Source organism: Oceanobacillus sp. FSL H7-0719, from assembly GCF_045040795.1.
Lineage (GTDB): Bacteria > Bacillota > Bacilli > Bacillales > Amphibacillaceae > Oceanobacillus.
In genome coordinates, this window is the sequence record NZ_CP150301.1 from 1625399 (window position 1) to 1648571 (window position 23173).

24 protein-coding genes and 1 other annotated feature are annotated in these 23173 nt (G+C 36.9%); of the genes, 7 read left to right on the plus strand and 17 right to left on the minus strand.

Annotated features, from left to right (window positions below):
- Positions 1-127: 127 nt before the first annotated feature.
- The 3 genes from NST93_RS08760 to NST93_RS08770 all read right to left on the minus strand — a co-directional run bounded on the left by NST93_RS08760 (position 128) and on the right by NST93_RS08770 (position 6270).
- Positions 128-3178: an ATP-binding protein gene (locus NST93_RS08760; RefSeq protein ID WP_405103208.1), complete on the minus strand. Its 3051-nt coding sequence runs from the start codon at positions 3176-3178 to the stop codon at positions 128-130.
- A 57-nt stretch (positions 3179-3235) separates the two neighbouring features.
- Positions 3236-4342 carry a response regulator gene (locus NST93_RS08765; RefSeq protein WP_405103210.1) on the minus strand — a complete coding sequence of 369 codons (1107 nt, stop codon included), beginning with the start codon at positions 4340-4342 and terminating at the stop codon, positions 3236-3238.
- Between the two features lie 491 nt (positions 4343-4833).
- Complete coding sequence (locus tag NST93_RS08770) at positions 4834-6270, minus strand: PLP-dependent aminotransferase family protein (RefSeq protein WP_405103212.1); 1437 nt, start codon at positions 6268-6270, stop codon at positions 4834-4836.
- Between the two features lie 227 nt (positions 6271-6497).
- Positions 6498-6673, plus strand: a binding site (T-box leader).
- Positions 6674-6725: 52 nt separating this feature from the next.
- On the opposite strand from NST93_RS08770, the gene trpS reads away from it, so the two are divergent.
- Positions 6726-7715, plus strand: coding sequence for a tryptophan--tRNA ligase (gene trpS / locus NST93_RS08775; RefSeq protein ID WP_405103214.1), 990 nt, complete (start codon positions 6726-6728; stop codon positions 7713-7715).
- Positions 7716-7791: 76 nt separating this feature from the next.
- On the opposite strand, the gene NST93_RS08780 is transcribed toward trpS, so the two are convergent.
- The 6 genes from NST93_RS08780 to NST93_RS08805 all read right to left on the minus strand — a co-directional run bounded on the left by NST93_RS08780 (position 7792) and on the right by NST93_RS08805 (position 12974).
- Complete coding sequence (locus NST93_RS08780) at positions 7792-8550, minus strand: DUF3603 family protein (protein WP_405103216.1); 759 nt, start codon at positions 8548-8550, stop codon at positions 7792-7794.
- An 83-nt stretch (positions 8551-8633) separates the two neighbouring features.
- Positions 8634-8843 (minus strand): hypothetical protein, encoded by a 210-nt coding sequence (locus NST93_RS08785; protein ID WP_405103218.1) that lies wholly within the window; start codon positions 8841-8843, stop codon positions 8634-8636.
- Positions 8844-8997: 154 nt separating this feature from the next.
- Positions 8998-10242: a beta-ketoacyl-ACP synthase II gene (gene fabF, locus NST93_RS08790; protein WP_405103220.1), complete on the minus strand. Its 1245-nt coding sequence runs from the start codon at positions 10240-10242 to the stop codon at positions 8998-9000.
- 27 nt (positions 10243-10269) lie between these two features.
- On the minus strand, positions 10270-11208 hold the full coding sequence (locus tag NST93_RS08795) for a beta-ketoacyl-ACP synthase III (RefSeq protein WP_405103222.1): 939 nt from the start codon (positions 11206-11208) through the stop codon (positions 10270-10272).
- A 172-nt stretch (positions 11209-11380) separates the two neighbouring features.
- Complete coding sequence (locus tag NST93_RS08800; RefSeq protein ID WP_405103224.1) at positions 11381-12337, minus strand: BMP family ABC transporter substrate-binding protein; 957 nt, start codon at positions 12335-12337, stop codon at positions 11381-11383.
- Positions 12338-12359: 22 nt separating this feature from the next.
- Positions 12360-12974, minus strand: coding sequence for a hypothetical protein (locus NST93_RS08805; protein ID WP_405103226.1), 615 nt, complete (start codon positions 12972-12974; stop codon positions 12360-12362).
- A gap of 170 nt (positions 12975-13144) precedes the next feature.
- On the opposite strand from NST93_RS08805, the gene NST93_RS08810 reads away from it, so the two are divergent.
- A complete protein-coding gene (locus tag NST93_RS08810) occupies positions 13145-13321 on the plus strand; it encodes a DUF2929 family protein (protein ID WP_405103228.1) in 177 nt (58 codons plus the stop codon).
- A 188-nt stretch (positions 13322-13509) separates the two neighbouring features.
- Here the strand turns inward: NST93_RS08810 and NST93_RS08815 are convergent, their stop codons facing one another.
- Positions 13510-13839 (minus strand): hypothetical protein, encoded by a 330-nt coding sequence (locus tag NST93_RS08815; protein ID WP_405103230.1) that lies wholly within the window; start codon positions 13837-13839, stop codon positions 13510-13512.
- Positions 13840-13953: 114 nt separating this feature from the next.
- Here NST93_RS08815 and NST93_RS08820 point away from each other — a divergent pair, with 114 nt between their 5' ends.
- The gene (locus NST93_RS08820; RefSeq protein ID WP_405103806.1) at positions 13954-14766 is read left to right on the plus strand and encodes an undecaprenyl-diphosphate phosphatase; all 813 of its coding nucleotides are present in this window, start codon (positions 13954-13956) and stop codon (positions 14764-14766) included.
- A 66-nt stretch (positions 14767-14832) separates the two neighbouring features.
- Here NST93_RS08820 and NST93_RS08825 read toward each other — a convergent pair whose 3' ends face one another.
- Both NST93_RS08825 and NST93_RS08830 read right to left on the minus strand, forming a co-directional pair.
- On the minus strand, positions 14833-15144 hold the full coding sequence (locus NST93_RS08825) for a metal-sulfur cluster assembly factor (RefSeq protein ID WP_405103232.1): 312 nt from the start codon (positions 15142-15144) through the stop codon (positions 14833-14835).
- A 145-nt stretch (positions 15145-15289) separates the two neighbouring features.
- On the minus strand, positions 15290-16051 hold the full coding sequence (locus tag NST93_RS08830; RefSeq protein WP_405103234.1) for a prolyl oligopeptidase family serine peptidase: 762 nt from the start codon (positions 16049-16051) through the stop codon (positions 15290-15292).
- 160 nt (positions 16052-16211) lie between these two features.
- Between NST93_RS08830 and NST93_RS08835 the strand changes: the two genes are divergently transcribed.
- From NST93_RS08835 to NST93_RS08845, 3 genes are all read left to right on the plus strand, one after another.
- Entirely contained in the window at positions 16212-17045 is an 834-nt protein-coding gene (locus NST93_RS08835; RefSeq protein WP_405103236.1) for a Cof-type HAD-IIB family hydrolase, read from the plus strand.
- An 88-nt stretch (positions 17046-17133) separates the two neighbouring features.
- Positions 17134-17277 carry a hypothetical protein gene (locus NST93_RS08840; protein WP_405103238.1) on the plus strand — a complete coding sequence of 48 codons (144 nt, stop codon included), beginning with the start codon at positions 17134-17136 and terminating at the stop codon, positions 17275-17277.
- A 178-nt stretch (positions 17278-17455) separates the two neighbouring features.
- Positions 17456-17719: a NifU N-terminal domain-containing protein gene (locus NST93_RS08845; RefSeq protein ID WP_405103240.1), complete on the plus strand. Its 264-nt coding sequence runs from the start codon at positions 17456-17458 to the stop codon at positions 17717-17719.
- Positions 17720-17950: 231 nt separating this feature from the next.
- Here NST93_RS08845 and NST93_RS08850 read toward each other — a convergent pair whose 3' ends face one another.
- Positions 17951-18361, minus strand: coding sequence for a hypothetical protein (locus NST93_RS08850; RefSeq protein ID WP_405103242.1), 411 nt, complete (start codon positions 18359-18361; stop codon positions 17951-17953).
- Positions 18362-18368: 7 nt separating this feature from the next.
- Complete coding sequence (locus NST93_RS08855) at positions 18369-19211, minus strand: YitT family protein (protein WP_405103244.1); 843 nt, start codon at positions 19209-19211, stop codon at positions 18369-18371.
- 163 nt (positions 19212-19374) lie between these two features.
- Here NST93_RS08855 and NST93_RS08860 point away from each other — a divergent pair, with 163 nt between their 5' ends.
- The gene (locus NST93_RS08860) at positions 19375-20244 is read left to right on the plus strand and encodes a DegV family protein (RefSeq protein ID WP_405103246.1); all 870 of its coding nucleotides are present in this window, start codon (positions 19375-19377) and stop codon (positions 20242-20244) included.
- Between the two features lie 42 nt (positions 20245-20286).
- Here NST93_RS08860 and NST93_RS08865 read toward each other — a convergent pair whose 3' ends face one another.
- The 3 genes from NST93_RS08865 to NST93_RS08875 all read right to left on the minus strand — a co-directional run bounded on the left by NST93_RS08865 (position 20287) and on the right by NST93_RS08875 (position 23163).
- Positions 20287-21777 carry an alpha-amylase family glycosyl hydrolase gene (locus NST93_RS08865; RefSeq protein ID WP_405103248.1) on the minus strand — a complete coding sequence of 497 codons (1491 nt, stop codon included), beginning with the start codon at positions 21775-21777 and terminating at the stop codon, positions 20287-20289.
- Between the two features lie 607 nt (positions 21778-22384).
- Positions 22385-22753, minus strand: a complete 369-nt coding sequence (locus NST93_RS08870) for a YisL family protein (protein WP_405103250.1) — start codon at positions 22751-22753, stop codon at positions 22385-22387.
- A gap of 98 nt (positions 22754-22851) precedes the next feature.
- Entirely contained in the window at positions 22852-23163 is a 312-nt protein-coding gene (locus NST93_RS08875) for a GDYXXLXY domain-containing protein (RefSeq protein ID WP_405103252.1), read from the minus strand.
- Positions 23164-23173: the final 10 nt, after the last annotated feature.

Here is a 23173-nt window from a genome sequence, read left to right on the forward strand (position 1 = left end):
CATCTGTCCGAAGAAAACAGAGTTACTCCGAATTAAAGTTATCAGCATTTTGTAAAAAGTTAACACGAAATGCTTTTTATTTTATAATGTGCGGATTGATGTTGGTATTAGTGACATCCCAGTCTCATCACCTTATCACTTCTAATCTAATACAAATTCTCGTTCCTTTTCCTTCTTCACTATGTAATTCAAAGGAGGAGTTTTTAATCAACTTAAGTTTTTCAAATGGGTTTTTGAAGCCGAAACGCTGACTCTCTTTATGCAACAGCTGCTCCTGTTTCTCTTTTGATATACCAATACCATTATCTTCTATCTTTATGATGACAAAGCCCTCTTCCTCTCTAATTGAAAGCCTGAAGGTTGCTCCGTCTATCTTTCTAGAAAGTCCATGCTGGATTGCATTTTCTACTAATGGTTGAATTGTCATTGCTGGTATAAGTGTTTGAACTGCCTCATCAATATCATAGTGAACCATAAGTTGATCCCCAAAGCGAAGTTTCTCTATAGCAAGGTAAGCCTGAACCAGTTCAATTTCATCATATAAAGGCACAAGGCTTTGTTGTTTTTGAAAATCTAGTTTTGCCCGGAAATAGATTGCTAAATATGATAATGCCTCTCTCGTCTTTTTTTCATCCTGATAGCTCAACCCAATTATTGTATTTAATGTATTAAACAAAAAGTGAGGTGTAATCTGAGCATGATATGCTTTCAATTCATGGTTAATCGACTGTTGGACCGCATCCTGCACAGCTAGTAAAGACTGGATTCTAGATAAAAATTCACTTTCCGCTACTGGCTTCCTAATAAAATCATTGACACCAGCCTGGAGTGAGCTATTTTTATCAGCTTTTAAAATTAAAGACGATAATAAAAGAATCGGTAATTCAACTTGATTATGTTCCTCACGGATTATTTTACTTAATTCAAGGCCTGAAACATCAGACATTTTTATATCAATTACTGCTAAATCAATATGCTCTTTCTGCAAAACAGCAGTAACATCTGCCCCCTTATTTACAGTAATAACTGTATAGCCGGATTGCGACAAAATAGATGTCATATGTGACAAATGATCATAATCTGCATCGGCAAGCAGAATCACCTTAGGATTTACAACCTCAGCAGCAATCTTCTCAGGCATGGATTCTTCTCTCAATCCCTTACTTTTTTCTTCTATTTCACGACTTAGTGAATCAACTGTCCCTTCGGCATTCTCTGCGATTGGAAGCGTAAATATAAAGCGTGCTCCTACATCTGGAATCGATTCAGCCCAAATTTCGCCACCCATTAAAGTGACGAATTTCTTAGTTATAGACAAACCAAGTCCAATACCTCCTGCTTCCTTGCTCCCCGCTTCTGGAACCTGGTAAAACGTGTCGAATATATATGGTATATACTTTTCTTCAATGCCTTTACCTGAGTCATCAACAGAAACACGAATCATTTCACCCATTTCTCTCGCTGTCACAATTATTTTTCCACTCTCCGTATTTTCTATTGCATTTTCCAATAAATGCAGCATAATTTGTTTTAAGCTATTTTCATTTGCCATCACACACGGCAAATTCATGGAGATTTGGTTTTCTATTACAACTTCATCAGAATACTTTAATAAGAAGGACAGTTCATCAACCATTTCATTTATTATTTTTAAATGTACAGGCTCAACTTTTAGGGTCAACCGCTCCTTATCCGCCACCGCATTGTTGAATTTTTCCACAAGTTGTGCTAATTGATTACCGCTGTTTTTAACTGCATAAATGAGTTCCTGCTGCTCCAATTTCAATGGTCCCTTTTCTCCCTCCATCAGTACAGTTGATGATTGAAGGATGTCTTTGATTGGCTGTATAAGTTCCTTTGATGTTTTTAATAACGACTCATCCTTCAGCTGCTCTTGAACTAAGAGTTCCATTGAGAGTCCATCCAACTTCTCAATGACCAGCCGGCGCTGGTAAGCTATGAAAAAGGAAAATCCAATACCCATTAAGAAAAATAGAAGTAATGTAAGCTGATCTACATCAATTGCGAATAATAGATCAAGCCCAAGCGATACACCATAGCAAATGAGGGATGTTGCCGCAAGCAATAAATACTCCGTACCTGCCACCCTATCTTTAAAGGCTCTTAAAAGAATAAGGATAAAATATAAATAAGGAAGCGCAATCATTATAATTAAATAAATTTGACTTAATCCAATAGGGAAAAATGGAATGATATTATAAATTCTTATTGGAATCACGTAGTAAAACACCTGTAAACTCAGTAAAATTACAAGCAATTTTACTATTCGAAACTTAGCGTATTTACGAAACATCGAAGAAATAAAAAGCAAGAAAAACAGGGCCGATAAATTTATAAAGACAAGCTGTATGCTTAATAAATTATCATTTGATAAATAAGGGAATACCAAGTAAATAAGTTTCTCATTTCCTGTAGATATATAAATTGCTTGCGCTAAACTAAATAATGCAAAATAAAGTTCATGTTTGGATTTGTTTTGAATAAAATTGGAAAAGAAAATAATTGCTAATAAAACAAAGCCGCTAAATACAAAACCATCCATGACTTTACTGCGATCCGCCAATAACTTTATTTGTGCTTCATCACCAAAACTAATCGGTTTAATTATCCCGCCATTTGGATGCCGATAATTGGCAACCTGTATAATGATTTCTGCCTCACGATTAACACTTTGGCCATAAGCTTCATATTTCCCTTGGCGATACTGATAGTCTGTGTGTTCTGCTGAAGTTTTCCCATGTTCAGCAGCCTCCACGCCATTTATAAAAACTTTACTCGTATGGCGAATTGTGTTTACCCTGACTCCATATTTTCCATCTTCAGGAAGCTGAACAACCATACGATATGTTCCAGCTTCTATTTTACTCTTTGAGGGAGAGAATCTCTCATCCCAGGAACCTGGTACATCGATATATTCCTTATTATTTTTATTACTTTCAATTGCTGCTGGGTCGAGAAGCTTATCCTCGTAAAATTCCCATTCTCCGTCTAATTGAATTGTTCCCTGTTTTGCAAAGTTTGTAGAGTCTGCTAATAAAAGTACTCCTTGTTCTGCAACAAATTCATTTTTCCATTGTTTATTAGCCCCTCCCAAAAAACTAATAATAGAGAGCAGCACAACAAGAACAGATAAAATGATTACACTTTTTCTTCTCATAACTTCTCCTCTTAACAGAACAAAGTACAAAAAATTTGCTCCGCACTATTAAATTAATCACTTTTCCTGTAAATGGGCACTATATAAACTTGTAATTTCCTTTCCTAATTCCAACCCTAGTTCTTCTCGCCATTTTAACCGGGCTGATTGGAAATGCTCCATCATTTTTGCGCTGTTTTTTGTTTTTTGAAAATGCTCTAATATTAAATAAAGATACTGTTCGTTATATGGTTCCAGCTGCAGCATTTTATCAAGACTAAGTTCAATGAGGTAAGATTTATCGAGATTATCCTTTGCCCCCGCTATGAAATCCTCTAAATATTTTAAGAATAGCTTTTTAATTGCAAGTTGTTTATCAATTGCCCAGCTATAACCCTCTTCTTCTAAAAAGTCTCCACTATATAAATGAATGATTTCTTCCAAATCAATGTATTTATTTTCTGTCTGATTGATTGATTTCTCTAAAGACAGCAAATCACTTTTCACCTTTACATTTAAGATATACTGATTATTTACAGAGAGTATTGGATCTTTTATACCAATATCTTTCAGTGTTTTTCGCAACTGGTAAACAGTTGTATGCATTAATCTGGAAGCCTTAGCTAAAGGTAATTCTGACCATAGCTCCTCCATGAGACGTTCCTTCGTTCCTCTTTTTTTCTGATGAACCCATAAATATATAAAAAATTCTTTTACCTTCTTCGTACGCCATTTAACTTCCTGATTCTGCCCGAAATAAAGCTGAAAGTTCCCCATTGAGTGTGCTGTTAAGTATTCATGATGATGATCAGGTTCTTTATATAATTGTATTCTTTCTTTGAGTCGGTTTATTGTCTTCTCTAGCCTGGTATAAATAACTGGTTTCAGTAAATAATCAATCGCATTTACTTCAAACGCTTCCAAAGCAAATTGCGGGTGTCCTGTAATAAAGACAATTTCCAGGTTGTCTACTGCTGTCAGCAGATTCTCTGCAAAGTTTAAACCATGTATCTGCGGCATCTCCATATCCAAAAATACAACATCCACTTTCAACTTCTTTATATCATGCAAAGCTTGTATTGGATTGGTATATTTGCCGGCAACCTCAATTCCTCCCAACTCCAGTAATTGAATCTCAAGTACATCCAATGCAAGCTGCTCATCATCTATCAATATGACTTTCAAGCCCCCATCCCCCCTGCGGACACGAGATTTGTCCACTTATTTATAAAATAGCACAGTTAGAAAGCCTGTGGTAGAGTAAAAACGACCACATGAGAACAATACTTAAGACTTGTTTCATGCGGTCGCTTGATGTCAGTTATTTTATTAAATATAGTCAACGATAAATATCGCAAATGCTATCAGGGATAATAATATTGTTATAACATAAATCAGACTAAGATGTTTTACATTCCTTCCTGAATTTTTGTCATAATCTTTATCGCTTTTCCCTACAATTAATAAAGTTAAAATAAGACCAATAATAATAACTATAATTACTAATGCTATTGATACATTCAAGTTCAAAATAAACACCTCTTCAATTTTTAATACGTCACCCTATTATTTATAGTAAACGATATTACAGAAAAGTGACCATCCAATCAAACAATTAATTGCCCATCCACTTGTTCTTTAATAAATAGTAATCTATCAGATAAATGAATGAACTGCTACTCATTAAAACTTTGGAGGGCTTGAACAAACCGGGATATTCCTTCATGAATTGATTGCTTTTCTCCTCTTCCGTAAGTAAATCTAACATAGCCTTTCTCCGAACCCATTATTTTCCCCGGAACAAAGGAAATTCCATTTTGCAATGCTCTCTCCAGCAGCTGGAATTCATTAACCTCCTGATTAATTTTGCACCACAGATGAATGCCTCCCTCTGGTACATAGTAATTGAATGTATGATTTGATAAGTCATCAAGCGCCTCCAACATTATATCTCTTCTAGCTTTCAATTCCCCTCTTAAATTTATTATATGCTGAGCAAACTTTGCAGAATCTAAAAATTGGCTGGCAACCCACTGCGGAAAGACACTATGTCCAAAGTCAACCTGCTGTTTGGCATCGGACAGACGATGAATAACATTTTCCGGCCCGATTATCCAGCCTATCCGAAGTCCTGAGGCGACAATTTTAGAAAGCGAACTGATGTATAGAACATTTCCACTGCTATCCAATGATTTTAATGTTGGACCAATCTGACCATTATATGAGGTTAAGCTATAGGGATCGTCCTCAATAATCGGAATGCCATAGACTGACGATATTTCCAAGATACGTTTGCGACGCTCAAATGACATTTTTACACCTGTTGGGTTTTGATAATCGGGATTTAAAAACAGCATTTTAATCCGATGTTTGTTTTGCAAAGAGATAATATCATCCGGATTTACACCATGTTCATCAACTGGCAATAAAAAAGTTCTGATTCCAGCGGACTGGAATATAGGCAAAGAGTAGGCATAAGAAGGATTTTCAATTGCGACGGCATCTCCCGGTTTTAATAAACATTGGATAATGAAATGGATTGCCTGCTGTGCCCCAGATGTGATTAAAATTGAATCCGGCTGTACACTCATTTTTTTATAAAATTGCACATGCTTGCTTATTGTATAACGTAAGGTTTCATTGCCAAGTGGATGGTCATAGCCTAAACGTTCATTGAATGAATGCTCTTTCAAAATTGAAGTAAATTGTTCTCCAGGCAGAAGCTCTGGTGCCAATTCACCACTAGACAAATTAATAATCTTATTTTCCTGTGTTTCACTGCGTAATCTTTGTACTAATGGCAGATTCGGATGAAAGGAGCCGTCCTCTACATATCTCCCCCAATTTGGTATACGTTTGTGTGCAATTCCCCAAATATCAGTATTTATGAATGTGCCGCTTCCCTTTTTCCTTACCACTAATCCCATTGCTTCCAATTCATCATAAGCAGTTACAACTGTACTGCGATTAATATTCAACTTTCTCGCTAATATTCTTTCCGACAATAAAGGTGACTCAGGAGATAATTCTCCAGATGCGATATCCTTTTCAATTTGTCCCACAATTTGTTTATATAGCGGTTTTTTTATTGAACGGTCCAGTATGATATTCATTGCTACTCATCCTTGTTTCATTATTTAAGATAGTTATTAGTTTAATTATATCTGATTTTCTCAATCTTTTGTGTTGATAGCAGAAGATAAATGGGCATACAGGCATCAAAAGTGTTCCGTTTTAAAATGAAATACCCCTAACAGATACAATCTCCCTCCATCTTTCAATACAATAATTTTAGTTGCTTTTCTAAAATAAAATCTATATAATAATTAAAAACTGTATATTATTAGCTATGACAAAGATTTAGTACAATTACCCGCTGATTTCCAGAGAGCTTATGGTTGGTGAGAATAAGCATCAAGGTGGATTGGAATTGGACTTTCGAGCACATTAACTTTTAAGTGATTCTGCATAAATGCAGAATAATTAGGGTGGCACCGCGATTCATTCGTCCCTTGCATCTAGGGAATGAATGAATTTTTTTATGGAAAATTTTAAAGGAGTGGTTTTGATGCAGACAATCTTTTCTGGTATCCAGCCGAGTGGTACATTAACACTTGGTAATTATTTAGGAGCAATAAAGCAATTTGTTGAATTGCAGGATGAATATCAATGTTATTTCTGTATTGTTGATGAGCATGCAATTACTGTACCACAGGATCGACTGGAATTAAGAAAAAATATCCGTTCATTGGCAGCACTTTATCTTGCCTCTGGTTTGGATCCAAAGAAAGCAACACTGTTTATACAATCAGAGGTTCCCGCTCATACACAATTAGGCTGGATGCTGCAATCAATTAGTTATGTAGGCGAGCTTGAACGCATGACACAATATAAAGATAAATCCCATGGCAAAGAAGCAGTTTCTTCCGCTTTGTTAACATATCCAGCATTGATGGCAGCAGATATTCTTCTGTACCAGGCAAACCTTGTACCTGTTGGAGATGATCAAAAGCAGCATATGGAGCTTACAAGAGACCTTGCACAACGATTTAATAATCGTTTCAATGACATCTTCACTATTCCGGAAATCCGCATCCCTAAAGTTGGGGCGCGTATCATGTCCTTGCAAGATCCTGCAAAGAAAATGAGTAAGTCTGATGAAAATGTGAAGGGCTTCGTTTCCATGCTGGATGATCCTAAAAAAATTGAAAAGAAAATCAAGAGTGCTGTTACTGACTCAGAAGGCATTGTAAAATACGATAAAGAAAATAAACCTGGAATTTCTAATTTACTTACAATCTATTCCAGCTGTACGGGTGAATCGATAGCAGATCTCGAGAAAAAATACGAAGGAAAAGGTTATGGAGATTTCAAACAAGGTGTAGCAAATGCGGTGGTAAACCTTCTTCAGCCTATCCAAGAAAGATATTCTGAATTAATTGATTCAGAAGAACTGGATATCATCTTAGACGAAGGTGCAGTAAATGCCTCAAAGATTGCTAATAAAACAATTTCAAAAGCAAAGAAAGCGATGGGGCTTGGCCGAGTCAGAAAATAACTTAAAAGAAAAAACCAATTCATTTTGAATTGGTTTTTTCACTATATTTAAACCTATAAAGGGGGTTTGCCTTTACTTAAGATTTGGATGTATCTTGTGCATGTTCTTTCTCTAAAATCCATAGTTTTTCTAAAAAAGGCTGTCCTCTCACTATCTTCGCACAAAATGCTTCATGATTCTCACTGTATCCCTGTTTCACACCATTAAATAGTTTTTCCCATACTTCATCTACATTTAAAAAACGAATTACTGCATATTGTTTTGGATCCCATTCTGTGAGCCAATACCTTAGCTCCTCAAGGTTGCCCGCCGTTCGTAATTGATCAAGCGCCAGCATTAGAATTTGTTTAATCTCTCTTTCTCTCCGAGTTAGTCCGCGTACTTGCTCGGGCGGCATCGAAAGGATATGATAGTCCTTTTGGTAATTACGAAGTTTAAAACCAAACCCCTGGGGCTTTGCAGATTTTATCATGTCGTAGACAAGCTGTTCCTGTCTTGGGATTAAACGGCTTTTCCTCACAGGGATACTATAGCCTATTGTATCGATTGCCAGTGATTCAAAACCGTTTGTAATAACGCAAGAATAATCTACTACATTGCGCGTTTGACCCTTTCTCATAAATGACCGTTTATAAATCGTATCCAGTAAACTTGCAGGAAGCTCCTGTAAATCATTTTCTATATACTCAAATAGATGATTCTTTATGTACAGCAAAGGAGTTTGATCAATCACTTCAATTTTATCCTCTTTACGCCATTCATGATATTGCGCAACTTGATAGCCATTTTCTTCGCTTTCAAACCAATTTACCCAAACATCGTGTAAGTACATCATTTACATCCCACCTCTTGGAAAATTAATCTAAAATACATTATGACCAAAGCACGCATAAAATATTCCCTTTTCATGAACGACTTTTATCTTAAATGATTCGGATACAAGTAAAGAACGAAAATCATGATAATGATACCTAACGGGAAAAAGTAACACTCCACTCGCATGAGGATAAAACTAAAAACCTCACTATACGACAAGCCAGCTGGCAGCAGGTTGAGATAAGCGATAATTGTTACACCACCAGTCACACTCAGACCAAAGCCAATTAAAAAAAGAAAGACAAACCACATATAATCACCACTTTAGGGACAAACAGAAGCTGTCCTCCTGGTTCTCGCTTCTTTCGTCCTTCTTTATTTTTATTAATTCTATGCTTGTCCTTTCTGGTTCATGACATGAAAAAAGCTAACCAAATACTGGCTAGCTTTTTAAAGTTACATATAATCAGTTGTTAAATTTTTTAAATACTAACGAGACATTATGACCGCCGAATCCAAGTGAATTACTCACTATGGCATTTACTTCTTGCTTGCGTGCCTCGTTTGGCACGTAGTCTAAATCACAGTTTTCATCAGGTGTATCATAATTAATTGTTGGAGGGATAATACCTTCTTTAATTGCTTTAAGGGAAATCACCGCTTCCACACCACCTGCTGCTCCGAGTAAGTGACCAGTCATCGATTTCGTTGAAGAAACAGCTAATTTATATGCATGTTCTCCAAATACTGTTTTAATTGCACTTGTTTCATATTTATCATTTAATTCTGTACTTGTCCCATGTGCATTAATATAATCAATATCTTCCGGTGACAGCCCTGCATCATTTAATGCTTGTTGCATTGCACGTGCGGCTCCTTCACCATTATCAGCTGGTGCTGTAATATGATACGCATCTCCAGTTGCACCATAGCCAACTATTTCTCCGTAAATATGAGCACCGCGCTCTAATGCCGTTTCCAACGATTCCATAATTAAAATACCTGAACCCTCACCCATTACAAATCCATCACGATTTTTATCAAATGGACGGCTCGCTGTTTTTGGATCTGGATTTGTTGACAATGCTTTAGCAGATGAGAAACCAGCAAAGGCCATATCTGTAATTGGCGCCTCTGTTCCACCAGCAATAATATAATCTACATCACCGCGCTGTACTGCTTTAAAAGCATCACCAATCGAACTTGCTCCAGATGCACAAGCGGTAGTCGTACATGAATTAATACCTTTAGCACCTAACTGAATGGAAACCTGACCAGCTGCCATATCTGGAATCATCATCGGCACAAAAAATGGACTTACACGTCTCGGTCCTTTTTCAATAAGCTTTCGATGCTGTTCTTCCCATGTCTGCATGCCGCCAATACCTGAGCCAATCCAGACACCAACACGATTTGCATTGCTTTCATTAATGACAAGCCCAGCATCCTCTACAGCCATTTTAGAAGCTGCAACAGCATATTGTGTGAAAGGATCCATTCTGCGAACATCTTTTTTATCTATAAAATTCAATGGATCAAAATCTTTAACCTCCCCAGCAACCTTCGCCGGGTAATCATCCGTATTAACACGTGTGGTAACATCAATTCCAGAATTTCCAGCAATGATATTTTCCCACATTGTATTTACATCATTTCCTACAGGCGTTACAACACCCAGGCCTGTTATTACAACTCTTCTTTGTTCACCCATCTTTATACTCCTTTCCACATAAGTCTTTTATATTCCCCAGCGGATTGCCACTGCACCCCAGGCTAATCCACCGCCAAATCCTACTAAGACGATTAAATCATTATCTTTTATTTTACCATTTTTCACAGACTCGGATAAAGCCATAGGTATAGATGCCGAAGAATTATTTCCGTATTTCTTGATTGTTGTTGCCATTTTATCTTCTGCAATACCAAGGCGTTCACGTGCGGCATCCATAATCCTGATATTAGCCTGATGTGGTACTAAATAATCGACATCGCTTTTTTTCAGGCCAATTTTCTCGATAACATTAACAGTCGATTCAGGCATTTGACGTACAGCAAATTTAAATACTTCACGCCCGTTCATCTCCAGATAGCCTTCTTTATTTTGGAAAAGCTCCTTGCCGCCAGCACCTTTGGCACCTAATTCAAAAGAAAGAATACCTTTTCCTTCACTTACTTCCCCTACTACTACCGCGCCAGCACCATCTCCCAGAAGAACACAAGTAGAGCGATCTTCCCAGTTGATAATTTTGGATAACTTATCTGCACCAACTACTAGTACTTTCTTATATGCTCCAGTTTCAATAAATTGCTTGGCTGTAATTAATCCATACATGAATCCAGCACAAGCAGCACCAACATCCATCGCAGCCGCATTTACTGCTCCCAAGCGATCCTGTATCATACAAGAAACAGACGGGAATGGCGTATCCGGTGTTACAGTAGCAACAAGAATAAGATCTATTTCCTCTGCTTTTACATTTGCTTCTTTTAATGCGTCGACAGCTGCATGGTAAGACATATCTGATGTATCAATGCTATCCTCTGCAAATCTTCTTTCTTCTATTCCAGTTCTTGTACGAATCCATTCATCATTCGTATCAACTATTTTCTCAATATCTTCATTGGTAACAACTTTTGTTGGCAAGTAATGCCCAGCTCCGAGTATACCTACATCCATTTAAATCTCTCCTTTACTTTAATAACTAAAGCCTATTTCAGACGGTTCTCATTTTCCAGAAACGATAGCTTATTTATTCAAAAATATAGAAGCAATTTCTAATAGCAAACATTATGACTTGGTACTAATTTTAAAGTAAAAAAGAGAATCTGACAAGAGGAGAATTTCTCCTCTAGTTTATTTCGTTTGGCAGCAGATTCGTCTTTTTATATTCTTCTATTGCTTCTTCAATTTCCTTTTTGAACGCTTCCGGTATTGCTTGATTAAATGTACCTAAAGAAATATATTCATTTTGAAAATCATATGTTTGAATTCCACCATTAACTTCTTCTTTATTAAATGCTTCTGCAACTTCTAAATATAGTTTATCAATATGTTGAATCATGCTTGTAAGCACGTATTCCTCAGCAAGTTCGGACTGCTCGTCAATGTAGCCAATTGAATATATTTCGTCAGCAGCTGCTTGCTCAATAACCGAGGCACTATATGAATTACCAAGAGGAATAATTATATCACTTCCCTCCGCTTTGAACCGTTCATAGAGTTCTAATGCAAGTGTATTATCATCCCAGTCATTCACAAAGTCAACATGAATCAATGCCTCTGGATTCTGATATTTCATCCCTTCAAAAAAGCCCTCGAGCTCTGGTTGCCATGAGTAAACGGCAATGACACCAATTTGATTACTCTCTGTCATTTCACCAGCAATCATACCACTGAAAAAACCCATTGCATGAGCATTAAAGTTCAAGCTTGTTACAGATTGATTGTATATTGCCCCATTTGTGTAAACAAAGTGTACATCAGGATATGTTTCTGTAATATCAACAAAATAATTGCCGAAAAGATTGCTGTGTCCAATAATCAAATTTACTCCTTCTTTTACAAGATCATCAACCGCACGAATTACTTCTTCTTCTGTGCGAATATTTTCCTTGTAGAAGACATCAATATCAAATTCTTCTTCGATTTTCAAAAGACCCTTATAACCTTTTTTACTCCAAGTATTTTGATCAATCGCCGAATCAAAAAGCATACCTACATTTTGAAGGTTGCTGCCTTCAAAATAACTACATCCAGGCAGTATCATTACGATGATTAAGCTGATTAGTATATAGTGTTTTTTCAATACTGCCCCCCCACTTCTAAAATTAATTCACCTGAGGATAAAATATATGATACTTCTTATAATGTCCGATTACTTTTTCAAATTTATCCCCTATAGGAACATTTTCATCGACAAAGAAAGTTTTTTCAAGTTTTACAGCTTGATTTGTTATATTTTTTCCTAATTTCATCCTGATTTCTTCTAAGTCAGTCGTTTTTCCTATCCATTGTAAAAATAGCTTGATAAAATCGCCAATATAGATTGCTTCATTTTTTAAAATTTCGGAGTCAAATGCTACTTTTTGATTCGTTACGTAAAATCCCTCTTCGTCCATTGGCATCCATTCACCATATAGAAATGGGACGTTGATTAATAATATTCCACTCTCTTGGTCAATATCTACAGTGTTTATAAAAAGAGTTTGAGCCGCATCCAGCTCTGATAATTTTTCATTATTCCCAGGGCAAATCACAAGCAGATAATTTCTTTTCTCTATTTTTCTCTGAACATGAAAATTACTATTCCTTACAAGAAATCCTTCTAAATTTTCATTCCCATTTTCCCCCTTGATGCCATGTACAGTATACCCTTCATTTAGTAATGCTTCTGCCAGATGAAAGCCTATCCAATCCGTATAATTCATTACCAGAATTTCCACTCATACCACTCCTTTGAATCTAATTTGATAATTGAACTTTTATAAATATCTATTCCGAAGAAAAGCTTTTCATTTTCTTACTTCTTTGATAAAATATATTAAGATATTGATTATGTAATAAAAATGTTGATACATACTATTTATTTTGATGGAAATGTGGGGTGCCTAAAATGAGATACATCATGACCATCATTTGGTCTCTGCTTATCAGCGCAGCAGTAACATATGTGCTCACAAGCATGGCCGGCCAACCGTTTGTACTTGCTGAGGCTGGCATATTAGCTGTAGTTTTCATGGTAATTGTCTTTATCATGGGGGACGTTGTTTTAAAAGAGAAAAAAAATTAAACGTAAGCTAAACGGTTAAACCCTTGCCTTCGAGGTTAAATGGCAAGGGTTTGTTTCTTTCTTGAAAATGTTTATTTATTCCACAAATGTAATAGATGCAGTTTAGAGTGAGCGCACTGGCTTTGATATTTGCCAGTTTCAGCGCTCAAATTTTATGATTAGTGGCAATGTCTTTTCAGGTTTTTGCTCTAATACCAAGGAAGCAGGGTTAGAGCGGTTAATGCAGCTAACGGCAGAATCAGTCGTCTGAAACGTCCCGGCCCACCATAGCCAAACCCGCCGTAACCGCCATAGCCACCACCATAACCATATCCCGGATAGCCAAATTGCCTGTAATCATTGTTCATAGTTCGGTACTCTGAATCAGAGTTATCATTTGGAACCGCAAAATAAACAAATTCATTATCAAGACCTGTTATGATACCATCAAAACTTGTTCCATCATTCGTCTCAGCAAGGACATAAGCATGCATATATTTTTTACATTGATCATACATTTCGTTAGAATGATTATTCATTGAATCAACCTCCTCACCAATTAGACTATTCACCCAATCTGTTTTAGGTTACTTGTCTTCTTGGTAAAAAGAGAAATCAGATTCAAGTTTGAAGGAGAGAGAATAATGGAGTTAATTACAGATTTAAAACTCATCATACAATATTTAGTACTTGGACTTGTACAAGGGGTCACCGAGCCAATTCCGATTTCTTCCAGTGGACACCTTATCATTTTCAGACATTTGTTTGGGATCGAAGCAAAAGGACTTTCTTTTGAGATATTCGTCAATTTCGCCTCCTTGCTCGCGGTATTTATTATTTATAAGGATGATATTATCCGCTTAATTAAAAATACCTATCTATTTATTTTCAAGCGGGATCAGTCGGCAAAAAGTGATTTTCAATTTGTAATTTATTTAATCATTGCAACCATACCTGTTGGTGTAGTTGGTCTATTATTTGGTGATTATCTCGGAGAAGTTCTTAGCGGGACTAATGTTGTTGGTGTAACATTATTAATCACTGGTGCAGCAATCTGGATGATTCGTAATCTTCGCGGGAGAAAACTTGAAGGTCAATTAACAACAAAGGATGCGGTTATTGTTGGACTAGCTCAGGCAGTTGCAGTAACTCCAGGAATCAGCCGGTCTGGTGCAAGCATCATTTCAGCAATGCTCGTTGGTATGAGACAAGATACAGCACTTCGTTTCGCTTTCCTGTTATATATTCCTGTGAGCTTAGGTACGACGATACTTGAAGTGCCGGATTTAGTTACAAGCCCAGAATTCCAAGCGCTGCTTATTCCTAACTTAATTGCCTTCATTACAGCGTTTATTGCAACTTATTTTGCATTGAAATGGTTCATGAATATTATGGCAAAAGGAAACTTAAAGTACTTTGCCTACTATTGTTTTGTTGTAGGTTTACTAGTAATCTTCTTTTTATAAATATGATTAAAAAACAGGCAGCAAATTACAGCTGCCTGTTTTTTAAATTAATTTAAGCTATCTTGCTTAATCAGGAATTCCTAAAGCAATCTTCGCATAGCGGGACATTTTATCTTTACCCCAAGGCGGATTCCAAACAATAGTTGTTTTTGTTTCTTTAACTTCTGGTATATCAGAAAGCGCATATTTAATATCCTGCTCAATATGACCAGCAAGTGGACATCCCATAGCAGTAAGTGTCATCGTTACTTCACATAAGCCATTTTCATCTAAGTCTACATCATATATTAAACCGAGATTAACAATATCTATTCCTAATTCAGGGTCAATCACATTTTCAAGTGCGCCCATAAGATATTCTTTCATTTCTGCATCCATTATATATACCTCCTCTTTTATTTCTTGACCTTATTAAACCATATTTCAGAGAAAAACTTAAGCATTTACTATCAGCCATACCATAGATTCACATAACTTTTAAAAATCACTTTCTTCTAAAATAGCTTTCTTCTATCAGCCGGAATTATAAGTATTTTTCAAACCACTTTACTAATTCGAGAATAGCATTTCTGCTTACTTTATGATCAGTATTTTTTTCCTTTATGAAGCGAATATCGTCACTGTTCTTATAGTCTTGCTTCACTGAATCATAAAATGTATAGGAATGATCAAAAGGAACAACCGAATCCTTTTGACCATGCCAGAATAATAAAGGACGCTGGTTAAGTTTTTCAGGCTGCAATGATAAGTCACAACGCTCCAGCTCTCCATATAATGCTTCTATTTGTTCGTCAGTAACTGGCAGATCTAAGTCATTTTTAAAGCTCTCTACAAGTGTTTTTGCAAAAGCAGTGATTCTCGGTGAGCCCATTAAGATGACCCCTGTTTTAATCCACTCATATTGAGTCAATGCCGCCGAAGTAGTGATACCACCCATACTTGTGCCAGCAACACCGATTCTTCCATCTAAAATCAGCCCAGCTGCGTCTAAAGCATTTTTTATTTCTTCAGCTTCCTTCACATTTTTTAACACAATATCCCAGAAGGAAACCTGCTTTTTAATCGCAGACACATTATGCTCTCGTTCGCCATGAAGTTCACTATCAGGCAGCACCACTCGAAATCCCTTCTCTGCCAATAAAAATGCGATTGGCAGATTATGCTCCTTCGCACTTGTAAACCCATGGAAAAATAGCACGACTGGCAAAGCTTCCTTTTGTTTCTCTGAATCAACTACAACCAGGCTTGGAATATCGCCCAGTTTCTCCTTTATAATCCCTATCATGCACCATCACCTCTTCCTCTATGTTACATATATTCTTGCTCCGCCGCCAGTGAGAAACAAAATTAAATTTTAGTAGGGGCTTGGGTGTATCCAAGATTATCCCAAAACACTTTACATTCCTTTCCTTCCCTTATAAACTAGTTGAAGATGGGGTGAAAATATGACAAATAATAAACACTTGATTGCATTAGATTTAGACGGAACCTTGCTGACGGATAAAAAACAAATTAGTTCGCATACAAAGCAAGTTCTATTGAAAGCAAAAGAAGAAGGACATATTCTCGTTATTTCAACAGGCAGACCACACCGCTCAAGCATTAACTATTATCATGAGCTTAACTTGGATACGCCCATGGTCAATTTTAATGGCGCACTGATTCACCATCCGACAAACCGCAATTGGGATGCCTTACATAATCCAATGCCCATTCGTACCGCCCATAAAATTATTGATGCCTGCTATGACTTAGGTGTTAACAATATTCTCGCTGAAGTAATGGACGACGTGTTTATCGATTCCTATGACAGAAAAATTATTGACTTTCTCGACCAGATGGCTGATGAACCTCCATATACGATTGGCAACTTAAAACATAAACTTCAAGTGGATCCCACTTCCATTCTGGTCTATCCAGAAGAACATCAAGTAGATAATTTGCGAAACCATTTGGATGAGTACCATGCAGAGATTATTGAACATCGCAAATGGGGAGCACCATTTAATGTAATAGAGATTATCAAAAAAGGCATGAATAAAGCAGTAGGGCTTGAAAAAATTGCTTATTATTTCGATATTCCGAAAGAAAGAATCATTGCCTTTGGTGATGAAGATAATGATTTAGAAATGATTGACTATGCAGGCGTTGGTGTCGCAATGGGGAATGCAATTGATCCACTGAAATCTATTGCTAAACATGTTACTGCAACGAATGAAGAAGATGGTGTTGGCATATTTTTGCAAAGTTATTTAAATATCAGCAAAACAGTAAGCTAACGAACTCTATGTATAGCTGATTCATTATAATCCATACTAAGGGTGAACGTTTAACGTTCACCCTTTTCAACTATACAGGAGGAAAATTATGAACAATTCGAATCAAAGAGTGCCATCAAAAAAGCCCAACCTTGAAAAAGGACAGAAGAATGAGCAGGTTTCTGAAAAAAAATTTACAGATAAAGCGCGGAAAAAACAAGAAGCAGATAATCATAATGTAGGCGGTTTTTAATCAAATTTATCACTTCTGATTTTTAAAGCTGCCGTTTATAAAATGCAATGATACATGGCGGATTATTTTATCCTTCGACTGGATGGAGTAAATCCGTCTTTTCATGCTTTTTACTTTTTAAATTACTGTTTATCTGCTAATATGATGGTAAGTATGAACAAAGAAGGAGCGAGTTTTAATGGCAATTCGTATCGAGGGCACTCCAAACCCGAACGCAATGAAATTCACATCTGACAAACTGATATTTGAAGGCACAAAAAGCTTCTCACTTATGCCAGGAAACACGAGTGAACATGAAATTTTAAATGAATTAATGAAAATTGATGGTGTTGATAATGTTTTTGGCTATCAAAATTTTATAACTGTAAATAAACTATTCGATGTTGAATGGGATAGCCTATCACCAAAGGTTGTTGAATTACTGGAAAATCATGGCTATTAAATACATAGCTTGATCTTAATGCAGATTATAAAAAAACAGTTCTAATTTATCGCTTATGGACGATAGATCAGAACTGTTTTTTATTACCGCATTCTTATAATAATATTCCTTTAACACCTTTATATAATTAGAATGTTTCAAATAACCAATAGTAAACTGCTCTCCCTAACAGTCAGCGCTATAATAGCTGGATAAGGTAAATCTTGTTTGCTTCGCGTTAAAGTTGAGCAGCTATTTAATCCCTATATCAATCGGTATATAATTCGGGTTAATTTCTTCCCCATCGGCTGTCTTGCCGTACATCGTAATAATCGGTGCATCCTTACTTTCAACTGCCTCTTCTGGTAATTGTCCCGTTATTTCGAAGCCAGTCCAGCTTGCCCCTTCCTTCGCTACTTCAATTGACTCCTCGCTTATTAACTCATTCTTTCCCTGCTTCACTGCATAATAAAAGATATTCTCTTTTGCATTAACTTCCCCAGTCAACACAAAGGATGTATCTTCCACTTGAATATCTAAATTTCGGAAGGAGACGGAAACTTCCTGCTGAGTATCCCCATTCCGTTCAGCTGGCGCAGCCTCTTCCCCACATGCAGCCAGTAAGAATAGAAACATAATGGCTAAAAGATATCTTACTTTCACTTTTTCACTAATCCTTTCTAAAGGATCCATATACCCCCGTAGTCTCAACCACGTTTGTAAAGGCCTCTGGATCAACCTCGTTTACTATTTTTTCTAAATCATAAAGTTCATATCTTGTGATTACAAGGTAAAGCATATTTTTATCCGTCTTAGTGTAGGCACCCTTCGCAGGCAGAATTGTAATTCCGCGAATGAGCTTATCATGAATTGCTTTTTGCAATGCCTCTGCTTTTTGAGTAATAATCATAACTGTCAATTTTACATGTCTAGTATGAATAGCGTCAATAACCCTTGTCGTTACATAGAGTGCCACCAGTGTATACAGCGCATTTGCCGGCTCATATAAAATGCCTGCAAACGCAATAATAACTGCATTCAGCAACATAAAGTAAGTACCCACAGGCTTATCATTCATGCGTGACAAAACCATAGCAACGATATCCATTCCACCTGTTGATGCACCAATTTTTAAAGAAATACCTACACTGACACCAGCAATTACTCCACCAAAGACTGCATTTAATATTATATCATCTGATAATGCAATAATTGGCATGAATTCAAGGAAAATTGTCATAAATAATACGGAGATGATACTATAAATTGTAAACCCCTTGCCAATTTTAAACCAGCCTAAAATAAATACTGGTATATTAAGTAAAAGTAAAAATATTCCTGTTCCAATACTTATACCGATAAAGTCATTGAAAACACTTGATAATAATTGTGCTGCCCCAGAAAATCCACTAGCATAAACATTTGCTGATATCAGGAAAAAATTCAATGATACAGCATTTAATAAGGCACCAATAATTACAACGATAATTCTTTTAGCCTCCATCATAAACATCGCTTACCCTCCAGTTTTTTTTAATCTACTCATTAATAATTTTCATTTTTATTCTGTACTTTGCTTAACAATCCCTTTTAGCGCTTCTACTTGTTTTTGACTAAACGATAAACTAGCTTTAAACTAGAATAAGCATAGCAAATTCAGGATTGGAAGTGAAAAAATGAACGTAAAAATTGTTGCTGATTCTGCTTGTGACTTATCAAAGGAACATTATAACGAATATGACATTGAAATGATACCTTTAAATGTTCACTTAGATGACAAAGCATACGCAGACGTAAAAGAAATTAATCCTAAATCAATCTATGATGCAATGAGAGCCGGAAAAGCTCCGAAAACATCACAGCCTGTACCAGAAGCTTTTAAGTCTATCTTTACCGAATATGCAGAGAAAAATGAGCCACTTGTTTATGTGTCTTTTTCTTCCGAGCTTTCCGGCACATATCAAAGTGCTAAAATTATGGAAGAAATCGTGAAACAAGACTATCCAGATGCTCCCATTCATATTATTGATACCAAATGTGCCTCTATTGGCTATGGTCTAGTCGTTCTATATGTTGCTAAGCTTGCAAAGAACGGTGCTTCCGTTAAAGAAATTGTAGAAGCAGCAAATTATCAAGCGGAACATATGGAACATATCTTCACGGTAGATGACCTTGAGTATCTATACCGCGGTGGCCGGGTCAGTAAAACATCTGCTTTTATTGGCGGCTTGCTGAATATTAAACCAATACTCAATGTGGAAGATGGCAAGTTAGTTCCAATCGAAAAACTGCGCGGTTCCAAAAAAGTCCTTAAACGAATGCTTGAATTAATGGACGAACGTGGTTCCGACTTTAAAAATCAGATTATCGGAATCAGCCATGGTGATGATTTGGAACGAGCGGAAGCACTATCTGAACTAATTCAAGAAAAATACGGTGTAGAAAAAAATAATATCGTAATTGAATTGGTTGGTTCGGTAATAGGGGCACACTCTGGTCCAGGAACACTCGCACTTTTCTTTTCTGATAAACCAAGATTAGGATAATCGAAGGGAAAGAGGCAGGGGGATTTATCCCTGCCTCTTTCATTACTTCGCTTCACGTTTTTTTTGTTTAATTGTTAAAAACACGACTCCGACAATAAAGATTACCATAACTCCAATTACAATTGAAAGAAAGCCCCAATTAATGCCTTCGTTATTTACTACCTCATATACTTCAACTGATTCTCGGGGAATACCAATCCGATGATTGCCTTCCTCATTTTCCCGGACGAGATTATCTTCTAAATAACCACGAAGCATTTTATCTGATCCAATATCCGTTACATCAATATAACTGGATTCTGTCCCGTTATTAATCGTAATATACATTGTTTGCTCTTCATATGTACGCTTAAAAACGGTCATCGCACCACTGGATTCAACTATTTCAAAGTCACCCTTGCGAAGCGCCGGGAACTCTTCTCTCAAAGAAGATATCCGATCATGGAATTCCTTCAGCTCAGGATCACCACTAATAAACGGTACAAGACGCTGAGAATCTTCTGCTTCAGCACCATACATCCCTACTTCAGATCCCTGCAATATCACCGGTGTTCCGGGTGTTGTATACATATAGGTTAAAGCTAATGTCCAAGCAGTTACTGTATTACGTTTGTTTTCCGAAAACTTTTGTGTAAAACGTTTTGAGTATTTATCATCCACAAACACCAGACTCGCATGCTCACCAGCTGCTTTTGAAGCTTCGTAAATTTCAGAGACTGGCTGTTCCGGCTCACTGAATATGTCTGAAATCAATTCACTTAACTCGTAATTATCAATCCCATCAAGTGCTGTTCTTTCAAGGACTTTATCTCTGTTATCAAAATCTTGGTAAGTATCTCCAATCAAATAAATATCATCATAACGGTCTTTTAATGTTTTCGTAAATACTTCAAGGAAATCAACCGAAGATTGCTCAACAGCATGCAGCACTAAGCCATCAATATCTGTCTCTTCCAGCCAAAACGAAGCAGCATCTAGCAAATAATCCTGTACTTCTGGATTGTCCTGGTTTAATTTCACAACTGCATCTGTCCACTCTGGACCTTCTGCGCGATCAGGACTTACCCAATCAGCTTTGTTCGTATCATTGACAATTGGATGTTCCTTAGAGACATGATTTGTCACAAATTCCAGAACAACCTTTATATCGCGTTTATGTGCTTCGGCGACAAGCTCGTCCAAATCCTCAAAGCTTCCAAATTGGTTATCCATATTCATAAAGTCAACAATCCAGTAGCCATGGTAGCCATTATCTGCATTTGCCATGATTGGAGACAGAGCAATGGTAGTTATACCAATATTCTCCAAATCATCCAATTTTTTCGTTATTCCTTCTAAGTCTCCACCATGGTACTTTTTAGGATCGTCTACATCAACATCCTTATCAATTTCATAATTTCCGTTATTAAAGCGATCAACGATAATTTCATAAACTATCTCATCTTCCAGCTCTCTCGTATCAGCAAAAGCTGGTGCAGCATATACATAGGCAACAAAAACTGCAGCCAAACTCATCCATATTAATCTCTTCATTAATCGTTCCCCCACCAATCTAAATATCTATCCTGTTCTATTATTCCCTATCCACAATTTAAGTCAACCACTAAACAGAAATTGTTAAAAAGTATTCAAAAGCTGAAGTGCGCGTTTAGCAACGTACGGACTGGACTGGCGGAGATAAAGGAAACACAGTGAGGGACGAACTGATGTTGACTTATTGTACAGAAGCACAGGAAGTCCGATAGTTGCTGCGCACTGAAGCTAGACGAATGCAAAAGCTGAAGTGCGCGTTTAGCAACGTACGGACTGGACTGGCGGAGATAAAGGAAACACAGTGAGGGACGAACTGATGTTGACTTATTGTACAGAAGCACAGGAAGTCCGATAGTTGCTGCGCACTGAAGCTAGACGAATGCAAAAGCTGAAGTGCGCGTTTAGCAACGTACGGACTGGACTGGGCTGGCGGAGATAAAGGAAACACAGTGAGGGACGAACTGATGTTGACTTATTGTACAGAAGCACAGGAAGTCCGATAGTTGCTGCGCACTGAAGCTAGACGAATGCAAAAGCTGAAGCGACCGTTCAGCAACGTACAAATTAAAAAGGCCATCTCTTCAGAGACGGCCTTTTATATTTCAGTTTAGAAAGAAAGCGGCAGACGGATATAACCAAGAACAAGTACAATAGCTAGTGCAATTACTAACTGAATCCACCATGCTCCTGTCGACTTCCCTTTCTTCGTTTTAACAAGAAGCATTTCCATTGCAGCGATTAACCAGATACCTGCAATCCCTTTTGTTATTGCTTCAGCACCGATTGGCATTGCAAAGTTCTTCAGATAAACATCAAACAGCAAATACCCGCCGGAAATAATAATCAATAGATAGAATAAACGTAAAATCATGTGGACAATTTTAGCGCCTTTTTCATTGTTTTTCTTGTAAAGAACGAAAGCAACTAATAATAGAATTAATCCAACAATCCATGACGTAACATGCATATGAAGCATAAATATAATTCCTCCTCATTTCTCTAAATCTTGAATTTCTCTCACAAATCATCATACCATGTTCTTGTAAAGAAATCATTTGGGAAGCAATACTCCAATTACTCTTCTTCCATTCCCACAATAGCTTTTTGACCCCATGGTGCAATCTTAACAGTAACTATCGCCCGTTTATTATCGCTTAATTGATATTGTTCTTCGTAATTATCGATTCTTTCAATATCATATTCAACATAATGCTTTTTTTCCAGCTCGCCCTTATATTTATATCTCCCTGGAAAAATCACTTCATTTGCATCCGCATTTGGTTTGTCTTCCGTTACACGAATTGGTTCATGGATCTTTGATTGATTTGGCTGCAGCACAACATAAACTCTCTCACCCCGGGCTAATTCACGCTCAATTTCCCACACCTCTTCAGGT

Bases quoted from the DNA above. Each gene is read 5' to 3' on its own strand.
- NST93_RS08760 (WP_405103208.1), bottom strand. From the start codon at position 3,178: ATGAGAAGAAAAAGTGTAATCATTTTATCTGTTCTTGTTGTGCTGCTC.
- NST93_RS08770 (WP_405103212.1), bottom strand. From the start codon at position 6,270: ATGAATATCATACTGGACCGTTCAATAAAAAAACCGCTATATAAACAA.
- trpS (WP_405103214.1), top strand. From the start codon at position 6,726: ATGCAGACAATCTTTTCTGGTATCCAGCCGAGTGGTACATTAACACTT.
- NST93_RS08780 (WP_405103216.1), bottom strand. From the start codon at position 8,550: ATGATGTACTTACACGATGTTTGGGTAAATTGGTTTGAAAGCGAAGAA.
- NST93_RS08785 (WP_405103218.1), bottom strand. From the start codon at position 8,843: ATGTGGTTTGTCTTTCTTTTTTTAATTGGCTTTGGTCTGAGTGTGACT.
- fabF (WP_405103220.1), bottom strand. From the start codon at position 10,242: ATGGGTGAACAAAGAAGAGTTGTAATAACAGGCCTGGGTGTTGTAACG.
- NST93_RS08795 (WP_405103222.1), bottom strand. From the start codon at position 11,208: ATGGATGTAGGTATACTCGGAGCTGGGCATTACTTGCCAACAAAAGTT.
- NST93_RS08810 (WP_405103228.1), top strand. From the start codon at position 13,145: ATGAGATACATCATGACCATCATTTGGTCTCTGCTTATCAGCGCAGCA.
- NST93_RS08815 (WP_405103230.1), bottom strand. From the start codon at position 13,839: ATGAATAATCATTCTAACGAAATGTATGATCAATGTAAAAAATATATG.
- NST93_RS08825 (WP_405103232.1), bottom strand. From the start codon at position 15,144: ATGGATGCAGAAATGAAAGAATATCTTATGGGCGCACTTGAAAATGTG.
- NST93_RS08830 (WP_405103234.1), bottom strand. From the start codon at position 16,051: ATGATAGGGATTATAAAGGAGAAACTGGGCGATATTCCAAGCCTGGTT.
- NST93_RS08835 (WP_405103236.1), top strand. From the start codon at position 16,212: ATGACAAATAATAAACACTTGATTGCATTAGATTTAGACGGAACCTTG.
- NST93_RS08840 (WP_405103238.1), top strand. From the start codon at position 17,134: ATGAACAATTCGAATCAAAGAGTGCCATCAAAAAAGCCCAACCTTGAA.
- NST93_RS08845 (WP_405103240.1), top strand. From the start codon at position 17,456: ATGGCAATTCGTATCGAGGGCACTCCAAACCCGAACGCAATGAAATTC.
- NST93_RS08855 (WP_405103244.1), bottom strand. From the start codon at position 19,211: ATGTTTATGATGGAGGCTAAAAGAATTATCGTTGTAATTATTGGTGCC.
- NST93_RS08860 (WP_405103246.1), top strand. From the start codon at position 19,375: ATGAACGTAAAAATTGTTGCTGATTCTGCTTGTGACTTATCAAAGGAA.
- NST93_RS08865 (WP_405103248.1), bottom strand. From the start codon at position 21,777: ATGAAGAGATTAATATGGATGAGTTTGGCTGCAGTTTTTGTTGCCTAT.
- NST93_RS08870 (WP_405103250.1), bottom strand. From the start codon at position 22,753: ATGCTTCATATGCATGTTACGTCATGGATTGTTGGATTAATTCTATTA.